The sequence below is a fragment of the uncultured Flavonifractor sp. genome, from assembly GCF_944385615.1.
Lineage (GTDB): Bacteria > Bacillota > Clostridia > Oscillospirales > Oscillospiraceae > Flavonifractor.
Window position 1 is genome coordinate 15262 of the sequence record NZ_CALWXV010000015.1, and the last position, 11222, is coordinate 26483.

The following is an 11222-nucleotide window of genomic DNA, read 5'->3' on the forward strand; positions in this document are numbered from 1 at the left end:
GAGCGAGACTCAGTCCGCCTTGGGACCGGCGGCCACCAGCGCCTTGCCGGCGTCATTGGTGATGTACTTGGTAAAGTTCTTCGCAAAGCGGGCAGCCAGGTCCTTGGCCTTGGAGTCCCACTCAGCGGGATCGGTGTAAGTATTGCGGGGGTCCAGAATGTTGGTGTCCACGCCGGGCAGCTCCGTGGGAACGGCCAGGTTGAAATAGGGGATGGTCTTGGTCTCCGCCTTCAGAATGGAGCCGTCCAGAATGGCGTCGATGATACCCCGGGTGTCTTTGATGGAGATCCGCTTGCCGGTGCCATTCCAGCCGGTGTTCACCAGATAGGCCTTGGCGCCGGACTTTTCCATCTTCTTCACCAGCTCCTCGCCGTATTTGGTGGGGTGCAGTTCCAGGAAGGCCTGACCGAAGCAGGCGGAGAAGGTGGGGGTGGGCTCGGTGATGCCCCGCTCGGTGCCGGCCAGCTTGGAAGTGAAGCCAGACAGGAAGTAGTACTGGGTCTGCTCCGGGGTCAGGATGGACACGGGAGGCAGCACGCCGAAGGCGTCAGCGGACAGGAAGATGACGTTCTTGGCGTCGGGACCGGCGGAGATGGGGCGAACGATCTTCTCAATGTGGTCGATGGGGTAGGAGACACGGGTATTCTCGGTGACGGAGCCGTCGTCAAAGTCACAGTGACCGCTCTCGTCCACGGTGACATTCTCCAACAGAGCGTTGCGCTTGATGGCGTTGTAGATATCGGGCTCGGACTCCTTATCCAGATTGATGACCTTGGCGTAGCAGCCGCCCTCAAAGTTGAAGATGCCGTTATCATCCCAGCCGTGCTCGTCATCACCGATGAGCAGGCGCTTAGGATCGGTGGACAGGGTGGTCTTGCCGGTGCCGGACAGGCCGAAGAACAGGGCGGTATTCTGGCCGTTCAGGTCGGTGTTGGCGGAGCAGTGCATGGAGGCCATGCCCTTCAGGGGCAGGTAGTAGTTCATCATGGAGAACATGCCCTTCTTCATCTCGCCGCCGTACCAGGTATTCAGGATGACCTGTTCCCGGGAGGTGAGGTTAAAGACGACGGCAGTCTCAGAATTGAGACCCAGCTCCTTGTAGTTGTCCACCTTGGCCTTGGAGGCGTTGTAGCAGATGAAGTCGGGCTGGAAGTGCTCCAGCTCCTCTGCAGTGGGCTCAATGAACATATTCTTCACGAAGTGGGCCTGCCAGGCCACCTCCATGATAAAGCGGATGGCCATGCGGGAGTCGTGGTTGGCGCCGCAGAACACGTCCATAACGTACAGCTTCTTGTTGGACAGCTCTTCGATAGCCAGCTCCTTGCAGGTATCCCAAGCCTCCTTGGAAACGGGCTTGTTGTCGTTTTTAAATTCGTCGGAGGTCCACCACACGGTGTCCTTGGAGGTGTCGTCCATGACGATAAACTTATCTTTGGGGGAGCGGCCGGTATAGATGCCCGTCATCACGTTAACAGCGCCCAGATCCGTGACCTGGCCCTTATCATAGCCCTCCAGGCCGGGCTTGGTCTCCTCCTGAAACAGGACTTCATAGGAGGGATTATGGAGGATTTCGGTGACGCCGGTGATGCCGTATTGATTCAAATCAACGTTTGCCATAATGCATGACCTCTTTCCCGTATTGATCGCTCAGGGGCTCTGATAGAGGGGGCAAACCCCAGAACCGCCAAATGCTATGCAATTATCATACACAGATTTGGGCAAAATGTCAATTCCTCCATGGCGGGTACCGGGCAATTTTGCAATTTTGCTTCCTGGTAATTTCAATCTGTCCTCGGTTGTACGGGGGCCTTACCCCATCAGAGACTGGATGGCATGGGCCAGCCGGGCAAATTCCGGGATGCCCAGCCGCTCTCCCCGGACTCCCTCCGGCAGTCCGGCCAGGGTTATGGCCTGGCGCAGAGCATCCTTGCCCAGCCTGTCTCCAAAAGCGGCGGACAGGCCGTTGAGCAGGGTCTTGCGGCGCTGGGCAAAGGAGGCGCGTACCACCTGGAAGAACAGTTCCTCACTGGCCAAAGTCTGGACCGGCTCGGTCCGGGGTACCAGCCGGATCACCGCCGAGGTCACCTTGGGGGCGGGCAGGAAGCAATCGGGGGGTACCTCAAAGAGGTATTCCGGGACGGTGTGGTACTGACAGAACAGGGAGAAAGCGCCATAGTCCGCCGTACCGGGGGAGGCGCAGATCCGTTTTGCCACCTCCCGCTGGATCATCATCGTGATAGAGGCAAAGCACCCCGCCTCAATGAGGGCGGTGATGACGGGGGTAGTGATGTTGTAGGGCAGATTGGCGCAGGCCACCGGGGTGAGGCCGGGGAACTGCTCGGCCGCCAGAGCGGCCAGGTCCAGCTTCATGGCGTCTCCGGGAATCACCGTCACGTTGTCAAAGGGAGAAAGGGTTTCCGCCAAAATGGGCAGCAGGTCCCGGTCCAGCTCAATGGCGGCCACCTTTCCCGCCCGCTGGGCCAGCTGGACGGTGAGGGGCCCGATGCCGGGACCGATTTCCAGAACGCCGCAAGTCTGGTCAGCCCCTGAGGCGTCGGCGATATCCTGGGGGACCCAGCCTTGTATGAGAAAATTCTGCCCCATGCTTTTGGAAAAGCGGAAGCCGTGGCGGCCCAGCAGGGCCTTGATGTCATTGCTGTTGCAGAGATCCATAATACACCTCGTACACGTATTGACACCAGTATACGGGAAAACGCCTTAAAATACAACCCTACCGCCGGGGAAACAAAACAGTGAAGGTGGTCCCAGCGTCGGCGTTGCTGGTCACCGAAATTTTGCCCCGGTGGGCCTCAGTGATGCTTTTGGCAATGGCCAGACCCAGACCATAGCCTCCCTGGGTCCGGTCCCGGGCGGCGTCCGCCCGATAAAAGCGCTCAAAGAGATGGGGCAGATGTTCGCTGGGAATGGGTGCTCCGGTATTGTGGATCGTCAGGCGCAGCTTGTCCTGCTGCTTGGTCAGGGTGACCGTCACCGCCGGGTGGGGAGGACCGGCGTACTTGACGGCATTGTCCAGCAGAATCCGTACCAGCCGCCGCAGCTGCCCCTCGTCTCCCAGCAAAGTGAGGCCGGGGGACAGATTGGCCACCAGCTCCACACCTGCCTCAAAGGCCACCGGCTCAAAGGGGAGCAGACAGCCCTGGACCAGCTGGCCCAGGTCCACCTGGGTGGGGTGGGTGGTGAGCCGGGCGTCGTCCGATTTGGCCAGAAAGAGCAGGTCCTCTACCAGGGATTTCATCTGTTTGGCCTCTTCCTGGGTGTAGCCCAGCCACTTGGCCTGTGTGGAGACGGTGTCCTGGGGGTGGGCCAGGACGATGCCGGTATTGGCCAAAATAACGGTAAGCGGGGTTTTCAGCTCATGGGAGGCGTCGGCCACAAATTGCCGCTGCTGCTTCCAGGCCTTCTCCACCGGCCGGAGGGCCAGAGAGGAGAGAAAGAGCCCGACGAAAAAGAAGGCGGCCATAGCCAGCACCCAAATCAGCAGACAGGAGAGAAAGAGGGTCGCCATGGAGCTGCGCTCCCAGGTGCGGTCGGCAAAGGCGATGCGGATGGTGCCCTCCGGCGTCTTTTCCAGCAGAAAGCGCAGGCCCAGGGAGGGCAGCAGGCCGCTGTCCTGGCCAGTGGCCAGGGCTTCCTGGGCGGCCTGGGCGGCGGTGGCCTCCGACACATCCACCTGATCACCGTTATTGATAGACACCACCTGTCCCTCTTTCACCGTGACGGAGAAAACAGGGACCAAAGAGGCGTTCCGGTCCGTATCGTACTCCCCTTGATCCAAAGGGGGCGCGCCAATCTCAAAGCGCGGGATACTCTCTCCGTCCTGCCAGCTGAGAATGGTATGCAGGGCCACCATACTCTCGTTTTCCAGGCGGCGGGCGTTAGCCGCCAGCAGCAGCGCCAGCCCTACAGTCAGCACCAGTCCTACCAGCAGCAGGTTGATGAGGATAAACCTACACCGCAGACGCCGGATCATGAGACAGGAATCTCCAGATAATACCCCACCTTGCGCACGGTGCCGATGCTCACCGTGGACTCCAGAAAAATCAGCTTTTTCCGCAGGAAGGAGATGTATACCTCTACATTGTTGTCCTCCGCGTCGGACTCCAGCCCCCACACCCGGGCAATGATATCCTCTTTGGGTACCACCGAGCGGGGGTGGACCATCAGCTGCCGGAGCACGTCAAACTCCTTAAAGCCCAGACGCACCGACTTGGACCCGCACCGCAGGCAGCGGGTGGACAGCTCCAGGGTCAAATCTCCGGCGGCCAGTTGCTCCCCAATGACCTCCCCCTGCCGCCGGGTGAGGGCCCGCACCCGGGCCAGCAGCTCCCCAATGTCAAAGGGCTTGGTCATGTAGTCGTCTGCCCCGTGGTCCAGCCCGGCGATCTTATCGGGCATCTCATCCCGGGCGGTGAGCATCAGAATGGGGGTGGATACATGGGCGTGACGCAGCCGGCTGGCTACCTCGAACCCGTCCAGCTTGGGCAGCATCACGTCCAGGATGATGACGTCGTACCGCCCCGTCAGGGCGTAGTCCAGGCCGTCGGCGCCGTCGTACACCACGTCGGCCTGGTAGCGCTGCTCGGCCATGATCTGGCCCAGAGCCTCCGCCAGCCGCCGTTCGTCTTCCACGATCAAAACTCTCATAGGTACGATCCTTTCCATAGCATATCAAGCGGTTTCTGCTTGCCTTAAGAATACCTTCCGATCCTGAAATTTCTCTGAAAAGAATGATACAAAAAAGCCAAGAGAAAAGGGTTTACAGAGTGTTAACAAACAGCATTGACATTCTGATATTTTGGTGATATTATTTTGATATCAAAAAGAGAGCGGAGGTGCTCCGAGATGAAAGAGAAGATTTTAGACGGCAAGAAAAAGGGAATGCCTGTGCTGCTGCTGATCCTGACCCTGTATGTCGTAGCCGTGGCGGCCCTGGTGTGGGCTGCCATCCGGGAGGAGGCCGCAGAGTCGTCCTGGTTCGGCGGGCCGGACCCGCTGGCTATCGTGGTGATGGTGGTATGTATTATTTGGTTGTCCCTGGGCTGGATTTTCCTGTGCGGACTGAAGGTGCTCAAGCCCCAGGAGGCGCTGGTGCTCACCCTGTTCGGCAAGTACATCGGCACCCTGAAAGGGGAGGGCTTCTACTATGTGAATCCCTTCTGCTCCGGGGTGAATCCGGCGGCCAAGACCAAGCTCAACCAGAGCGGTGATGTGGACGGCGGCAAGAGCGCTCCCAAGGCGGACCCCGAGGCGGCGGGCAAGCGGATCTCCCTGAAAATCATGACCCTGAACAACAACCGGCAGAAGATCAACGACTGTCTGGGCAACCCAGTGGAAATCGGCATCGCCGTCATGTGGCGGGTGGTGGATACCGCCAAGGCGGTGTTTGATGTGGACAACTATAAGGAGTATCTGTCCCTCCAGTGCGACAGCGCCCTGCGGAATATCGTGCGTATCTACCCCTACGACGTGGCGCCCAACGTGGACACCACTGGGGACGGCGTTGCCGACGAGGGCAGCCTGCGGGGCTCCAGCGAGGTGGTGGCCGAACGCATCAAGGAGGAGATCCAGAGCAAGGTGGCTCAGGCGGGGCTGGAGATCATTGAGGCCCGCATCACCTATCTGGCCTATGCCCCCGAGATCGCCGCGGTCATGCTCCAGCGGCAGCAGGCTTCCGCCATCATTGACGCCCGCAAGATGATCGTGGACGGGGCGGTCGGCATGGTGGAGATGGCCCTGGAGCGGCTGAGTGAGAAGCAGGTGGTGGAGCTGGACGAGGAGCGGAAGGCCGCCATGGTGTCCAATTTGCTGGTGGTGCTCTGCGGCAACCGGGACGCTCAGCCGGTGGTCAACTCCGGCAGTCTGTACTGATATGGCGGCCGATGGCAAGAAGCAGGTGCCTCTGCGCCTGTCCCCTAAGCTGTATGAAGCGATTGCCGCCTGGGCGGAGGATGATTTCCGCTCGGTAAACGGGCAGATCGAATATCTGCTTACCGAGTGTGTCCGCCAGCGGAAAAAGAACGGCAAATATGTATCCGACCAGATCGACGTGCCCCCGGAATTGGATATCAAGTGACAAAAAGGACGTGCTGCGATTCACAGCACGTCCTTTTTGGTTGGTGGAGCGAGTTTCTTCACAAAAAGCCTCGCAGCGTTCGCGCTTGCAGGCGCGGCAGACTGTATCCCACTCGAAAAAGTGGCTTTACCGCTTTTTCGGCAGCTTTATCCCTCGGTAGAGCCCAGGCTGACCTCCGGCATCAGCTCTTTGCTGATGATGGAGAGCATTTCCTCCAGCTTGGCGCACTCAGCGGGGGTGAACCGCTGGCGCATCCGCTCGGTGACCACATGGACGTAGTCACTGCTGACGTTGTAGTACTCTTTGTACTTCTCGGTCACCTGCAAGTGGTACTCCCGCTTGTCGTGTTCCGACTGGATTTTCTGAACATAGCCCTTGCGGATCAGGCTGTTGATCTTATAGGCTGCGTTGGGAGGAGAAATGCGCATGAAGGAGGCAAACTCATTGACGGTGGGGGAGCCCAGGGCCTGGATGGCCTCCATGGCGAAGGTCTCCACGGTGGTGAGGCTGGCCTCCCGGTTCTGAAAGCGCTCAAAGATCTCCTGGTAAAAGTGAAGTTTGAATTTCGTATACACTGTTTCAAATTTATCTTCCAGCATACCCAGGCCTCCGCAAAACAGTTGAATGATGAAACATATTATAACAAAAAGCGGAGGAAAGAGCAATCAGGAATCCTTACCCAGGGCGAAGGTGAGTTCGGCTGTGGCGGCCACCTGTCCGTTGACGGTGGCCTTGGCCTCGCCGATCCCCACCGGGCCCTTCTGCTTGATGAGGGTACACTCCAGCTCCAGCACGTCGCCGGGGGTAACCTGACGGCGGAACCGGGCGTTCTTGATGCCGCCGAAGAAGGCGATCTTGCCCTTATTCTCCGGCATGGACAGCAGAGCCACCGCGCCCACCTGGGCCAGAGCCTCCAGAATGAGCACGCCGGGCATGACGTGGTACTGAGGGAAGTGGCCCTGGAAGAAGGGCTCGTTGACGGTGACACACTTGATGCCCTTGGCCCACTTGCCCTCCTCGCCGTCCACAATGCGGTCCACCAGGGCAAAGGGGTAGCGGTGGGGGATGATCTCCGCAATCTGATTGGAATTATACTGCATCATGGCTTAACCCTCCCACTTTTTGAATAGAACGCAGGCGTTGTGACCGCCGAAGCCCAGGGAGTTGGACAGTACGTATTCCACCTGAGCCTCCCGGCCCTGGTTGGGCACATAGTCCAGATCGCAGGCCGGGTCGGGCACCTGATAGTGGATGGTGGCGGGCAGGAAGCCATCCTTCAGGGTGAGGGCGGAGAAGATGGCCTCCACCGCTCCGGCGGCCCCCAGCATGTGGCCGGTCATGGACTTGGTAGAGCTGACGGCCATCTTGTAGGCGTGATCGCCAAACACCGTCTTGATGGCGGTGGTCTCGCCGGAGTCGTTCAGGGGGGTGGAGGTGCCGTGGGCATTGATGTAGCCCACCTGCTCGGGGGCCACCCCGCCGTCGGCCAAAGCCTGGGCCATGGCCCGGGCGCCGCCCTCTCCGTTGGGAGCGGGGGCGGTCATGTGGTAAGCGTCGCAGGTGGCGCCATAGCCCACCACCTCAGCGTACACCTTGGCCCCGCGGGCCATGGCGTGCTCATACTCCTCCAGCATCAGGATACCGGCCCCCTCGCCCAGCACGAAGCCGGAGCGCTGGGCGTCGAAGGGGATGGAGGCCCGGGTGGGGTCGTCTCCCACGTGCAGGGCCCGCATGGAGGTAAAGCCGCCGATGGACAGGGGGGTGACGGAGGCCTCGGCGCCGCCGCACAGCATCACCTCGGCGTAGCCGTCCCGGATGTGGCGGAACGCGTCGCCCACCGCGTTGGAGCCGCCGGCGCAGGCGGTGACGGGACAGGTACACATACCCTGAAAGCCAAAGGCGATGGCAATCAGACCGGCCCCCATGTTGGCGATGGTGGAGGGGATGTAGAAGGGGGAAGCCCGGTCAAAGCCCTTTTCGGAGCAGCGCATCTGCTCCTTCTCGGTACCGGCAATGCCGCCCACGCCGCTGGAGACGATGACGCCGCAGCGGGTGCGGTCCACCTGTTCCAGGTCCAGGCCGCTGTCGGCCACCGCCTCCTTGGCGGAGGCCACGGCCAGCTGGGAGTAGCGGGCCATGTGGCGGATGTCCTTCTTGTCCAGCACGGAGGCGGGGTCCCAGTCCTTTACCTCGGCGGCCAGATGGACCTTCTGGGGCGCGGCGTCATACTGGGTGATGGGAGCGATGCCGCACACCCCATCCTTAACGGCCTGCCAGGTATCGGCCACATTGTGGCCCAGGGGGTTGACAGTCCCCATGCCGGTAATGACTACTCTGCGTTTTTCCATAGTTGATCTTGTTCCTCCTAATATAGACAGGCGGTTAACCTGCTGTCACGCTGCGCGCCCTACGCGACGGGCAACTGCTCAACGCTCCGCCGAAAATGCCGCTGGGCATTGCCCAGCCTGTTTTTCAGTCTGCGCGTTTCTCTGTTGCCCTGCTCCCGGGCGCCTCCGCGCTTCTGTTCACATACCCATGCCTCCGTCAACGCTCAAAACCTGTCCGGTGATATAGCCAGCCTCCTCCGAGGCCAGGAAGGCCACAGCGGCGGCCACATCCTCCGGCGTGCCGGCCCGGCCGGCGGGGATGGAACCCAGCATGGCCTCCCGGGCGGCCTCAGGCAGGGCGGCGGTCATGTCAGTGTCGATGTATCCGGGGGCTACCGCGTTGACGGTGACGCCCCGGCTGCCCAGCTCCTTGGCCAGGGATTTGGTCATGCCGATGACTCCGGCCTTGCTGGCGCAGTAGTTGATCTGGCCGGGGTTACCCCGCAGAGCCACCACCGAGCTCAAATTGATGATACGGCCGTACTTGGCTTTCATCATGGGCCGGGCGGCGGCCTTCATGCACAGGAAGGTGCCCTTCAGGTTGGTCTCGATGACCGCGTCGAAGTCTTCCTCCTTGAGCATCATGGCCAGGTTGTCCCGGGTGATACCGGCGTTATTTACCAGAATGTGAATACCGCCCAATTCCTTGACGGCGGTATCGATGAGGGTCTTGACAGCGGCGGGGTCGGCCACGCTGCCCTGGACGGCACGGGCCTCCACCCCCAGCTCTTTGAGGGCGGCCAGGGTCTCCTCAGCGGCGGCGGTGTTGCCCGCGTAGGAGAATACCACGTTGGCACCCCGGCGGGCCAGCTCCAGACAGATGGCCTTGCCGATGCCGCGGCTGCCGCCGGTGACGACAGCGGTCTTTCCAGTCATGCTCATACGGTTATCCTTTCAGCGCGGCGGAGAGGGCCACCACATCGGCGCAGGTCTCCACGGCGTACGTCTTGATGGAAGGGGCGGTCTTTTTCACAAAACCGCTGAGGGCCTTGCCCGGCCCAATCTCCACAATGGTGTCCACCCCAAGCGCCTCCAAGCGGCGGATGGTGTCCTCCATATAGACCGAGGACTGGACCTGTTTTTCCAGCAGGCCGGGGATGGTGTCGTCAGGGCCCATCTCATGGCCCAGGCAGTTAAAGAGCACCGGGAAGGCCATGGGGCCGAAGGTGACCTCCTGGAACTTCTCCCGCAGAGCGTCCCCGGCGGGGTGGAGCAGGGAGGTGTGGAAGGGGCCGCTGACCTTCAGGGGCAGGCACCGCTTGGCCCCCAGCTCCTTGGCCAGGGCGGAGGCCTTATCCACCGCCTCCTTTTGTCCGGCGATGACCAGCTGGCCGGGACAGTTATAGTTGGCGATCTCCACCACGCCCAGCTCAGCGGCTTGGGTGCAGGCTTGATGGAGCTTTTCCCGGTCCAGGCCCAGCACGGCGGTCATGCCGCAGGCCATACCGGCACAGGCGGAGGCCATCGCTTTACCCCGAAAAGCGGCCAGAGAGATGGCCTGAGCGGGGGTGAACACCCCGGCGGCCTGAAGGGCGGAATACTCGCCCAGGCTCAGCCCAGCGGCGTAGGCGGGCCGGATGCCCATCTGATACAGGATGGCGGTCATACCGGCGGCAAAGGCCACCATGCAGGGCTGAGTGTACTCGGTCTGGTTAAGCACCCCGTCGGGGTCGGTGAAGGACACCGTTTTCAGATCAAAGTCCACCTGGGCGCTGTCCAGCACCTCTTTGAACACGGGGTAAGTCTCATAGAGGTCTGTCCCCATGCCGGGGTGCTGGCTGCCCTGTCCGGCGTACAAAAATGCAAGGCTCATACCGTCAGTCCTTTCACAACGGTCTGGCAACCGTTCATCAGATCTTCAAAGATGGCGCGGAGAGGCCGGACCTCTTTCACCATACCGGCCACCTGACCGGCCATAAAGCTGCCGGTGTCCACATCGCCATCGAATACCGCCCGGCGGAGAGAGCCCAGGGTGAGCTTTTCCATCTCCTCTAGGGGCAGGTTCTGCTTCTCCATCCGCAGGTACTCCCGGGCCATCTTGTTCTTGAGCACCCGGACCGGGGCCCCGCCGGTGCGGCCGGTGACGGTGGTATCGTTGGCCCCGGCCTTAATGACCGCCTGCTTGTAGTTATCGTGGATGGGGCACTCGGCGCTGGCTAGCAGGCAGGTGCCCACCTGGACGCCGCAGGCCCCCAGAGCAAAGGCGGCGGCCATCTGACGGCCGTCGGCGATACCGCCGGCAGCGATGACGGGCACGCTCACCGCGTCCACTACCTGAGGCACCAGGGCCATGGTGGTCATTTCACCCACATGGCCGCCGCTCTCGGTGCCCTCGGCGATGACGCCGTCAATGCCGTACCGCTCCAGCCGCTTGGCCAGGATGGGGGCGGCCACCACGGGGAACACCTTGATGCCGGCCTCCTTCCAGGTAGGGACATACTTGCCCGGATTGCCCGCGCCGGTGGTCACCACCTGGACCTCCTCTTCCACCACCACTTTGGCCAAATCCTCGATGTGGGGATTCATCAGCATCAGGTTGACGCCGAAGGGCTTATCGGTAGCGGCCCGGGCGGTCTGGATCTCCTTGCGGAGAGAGTCGGCGTCCATTCCGCCGGAACCGATCAGGCCCAGGGCACCGGCGTTGGAAACAGCGGCGGCAAAGGTGCCGGTGGCCACGTTGGCCATGCCGCCCTGAATAATGGGGAATTCAACCCCCAGCAGTTCATTCAATTTCATAGTAA

The 11222-nt window shown here is 61.2% G+C and carries 12 protein-coding genes; 2 read left to right on the forward strand and 10 right to left on the reverse strand.

Features of this window, described 5'->3' with window-relative positions; translation table 11 throughout:
• Positions 1-9 precede the first annotated feature (9 nt).
• The 4 genes from pckA to Q0J75_RS05815 form a co-directional block, all read right to left on the reverse strand.
• Complete coding sequence (gene pckA, locus Q0J75_RS05800) at positions 10-1617, reverse strand: phosphoenolpyruvate carboxykinase (ATP) (RefSeq protein WP_297198021.1); 1608 nt, start codon at positions 1615-1617, stop codon at positions 10-12.
• A 192-nt stretch (positions 1618-1809) separates the two neighbouring features.
• Positions 1810-2673: a 16S rRNA (adenine(1518)-N(6)/adenine(1519)-N(6))-dimethyltransferase RsmA gene (rsmA, locus tag Q0J75_RS05805; protein WP_297198022.1), complete on the reverse strand. Its 864-nt coding sequence runs from the start codon at positions 2671-2673 to the stop codon at positions 1810-1812.
• Between the two features lie 58 nt (positions 2674-2731).
• On the reverse strand, positions 2732-3991 hold the full coding sequence (locus tag Q0J75_RS05810) for a sensor histidine kinase (protein ID WP_297198025.1): 1260 nt from the start codon (positions 3989-3991) through the stop codon (positions 2732-2734).
• Positions 3988-4665: a response regulator transcription factor gene (locus Q0J75_RS05815; RefSeq protein ID WP_297198030.1), complete on the reverse strand. Its 678-nt coding sequence runs from the start codon at positions 4663-4665 to the stop codon at positions 3988-3990. Before Q0J75_RS05815 ends, Q0J75_RS05810 begins: the two co-directional genes overlap by 4 nt.
• Before the next feature lie 198 nt (positions 4666-4863).
• On the opposite strand from Q0J75_RS05815, the gene Q0J75_RS05820 reads away from it, so the two are divergent.
• Together Q0J75_RS05820 and Q0J75_RS05825 are read left to right on the forward strand one after the other, a co-directional pair.
• The gene (locus Q0J75_RS05820) at positions 4864-5889 is read left to right on the forward strand and encodes an SPFH domain-containing protein (RefSeq protein ID WP_297198032.1); all 1026 of its coding nucleotides are present in this window, start codon (positions 4864-4866) and stop codon (positions 5887-5889) included.
• A 1-nt stretch (position 5890) separates the two neighbouring features.
• Positions 5891-6094 (forward strand): PTS ascorbate transporter subunit IIC, encoded by a 204-nt coding sequence (locus Q0J75_RS05825; RefSeq protein WP_297198035.1) that lies wholly within the window; start codon positions 5891-5893, stop codon positions 6092-6094.
• A 146-nt stretch (positions 6095-6240) separates the two neighbouring features.
• On the opposite strand, the gene Q0J75_RS05830 is transcribed toward Q0J75_RS05825, so the two are convergent.
• The 6 genes from Q0J75_RS05830 to Q0J75_RS05855 form a co-directional block, all read right to left on the reverse strand.
• On the reverse strand, positions 6241-6693 hold the full coding sequence (locus Q0J75_RS05830; RefSeq protein ID WP_297198038.1) for a MarR family winged helix-turn-helix transcriptional regulator: 453 nt from the start codon (positions 6691-6693) through the stop codon (positions 6241-6243).
• A 66-nt stretch (positions 6694-6759) separates the two neighbouring features.
• Positions 6760-7194, reverse strand: a complete 435-nt coding sequence (fabZ, locus tag Q0J75_RS05835; RefSeq protein WP_297198125.1) for a 3-hydroxyacyl-ACP dehydratase FabZ — start codon at positions 7192-7194, stop codon at positions 6760-6762.
• Positions 7195-7200: 6 nt separating this feature from the next.
• Positions 7201-8442, reverse strand: a complete 1242-nt coding sequence (gene fabF, locus Q0J75_RS05840; RefSeq protein WP_297198041.1) for a beta-ketoacyl-ACP synthase II — start codon at positions 8440-8442, stop codon at positions 7201-7203.
• Positions 8443-8619: 177 nt separating this feature from the next.
• On the reverse strand, positions 8620-9363 hold the full coding sequence (fabG, locus tag Q0J75_RS05845) for a 3-oxoacyl-[acyl-carrier-protein] reductase (RefSeq protein ID WP_297198044.1): 744 nt from the start codon (positions 9361-9363) through the stop codon (positions 8620-8622).
• A gap of 4 nt (positions 9364-9367) precedes the next feature.
• Positions 9368-10294: an ACP S-malonyltransferase gene (gene fabD / locus Q0J75_RS05850; RefSeq protein WP_297198047.1), complete on the reverse strand. Its 927-nt coding sequence runs from the start codon at positions 10292-10294 to the stop codon at positions 9368-9370.
• Entirely contained in the window at positions 10291-11217 is a 927-nt protein-coding gene (locus Q0J75_RS05855) for a DUF561 domain-containing protein (protein ID WP_297198050.1), read from the reverse strand. The genes fabD and Q0J75_RS05855 overlap by 4 nt, the downstream gene beginning before the upstream one ends.
• Positions 11218-11222: the final 5 nt, after the last annotated feature.

Bases quoted from the DNA above. Each gene is read 5' to 3' on its own strand.
- pckA (WP_297198021.1), bottom strand. From the start codon at position 1,617: ATGGCAAACGTTGATTTGAATCAATACGGCATCACCGGCGTCACCGAA.
- rsmA (WP_297198022.1), bottom strand. From the start codon at position 2,673: ATGGATCTCTGCAACAGCAATGACATCAAGGCCCTGCTGGGCCGCCAC.
- Q0J75_RS05810 (WP_297198025.1), bottom strand. From the start codon at position 3,991: ATGATCCGGCGTCTGCGGTGTAGGTTTATCCTCATCAACCTGCTGCTG.
- Q0J75_RS05815 (WP_297198030.1), bottom strand. From the start codon at position 4,665: ATGAGAGTTTTGATCGTGGAAGACGAACGGCGGCTGGCGGAGGCTCTG.
- Q0J75_RS05820 (WP_297198032.1), top strand. From the start codon at position 4,864: ATGAAAGAGAAGATTTTAGACGGCAAGAAAAAGGGAATGCCTGTGCTG.
- Q0J75_RS05825 (WP_297198035.1), top strand. From the start codon at position 5,891: ATGGCGGCCGATGGCAAGAAGCAGGTGCCTCTGCGCCTGTCCCCTAAG.
- Q0J75_RS05830 (WP_297198038.1), bottom strand. From the start codon at position 6,693: ATGCTGGAAGATAAATTTGAAACAGTGTATACGAAATTCAAACTTCAC.
- fabZ (WP_297198125.1), bottom strand. From the start codon at position 7,194: ATGCAGTATAATTCCAATCAGATTGCGGAGATCATCCCCCACCGCTAC.
- fabF (WP_297198041.1), bottom strand. From the start codon at position 8,442: ATGGAAAAACGCAGAGTAGTCATTACCGGCATGGGGACTGTCAACCCC.
- fabG (WP_297198044.1), bottom strand. From the start codon at position 9,363: ATGAGCATGACTGGAAAGACCGCTGTCGTCACCGGCGGCAGCCGCGGC.
- fabD (WP_297198047.1), bottom strand. From the start codon at position 10,294: ATGAGCCTTGCATTTTTGTACGCCGGACAGGGCAGCCAGCACCCCGGC.
- Q0J75_RS05855 (WP_297198050.1), bottom strand. From the start codon at position 11,217: ATGAAATTGAATGAACTGCTGGGGGTTGAATTCCCCATTATTCAGGGC.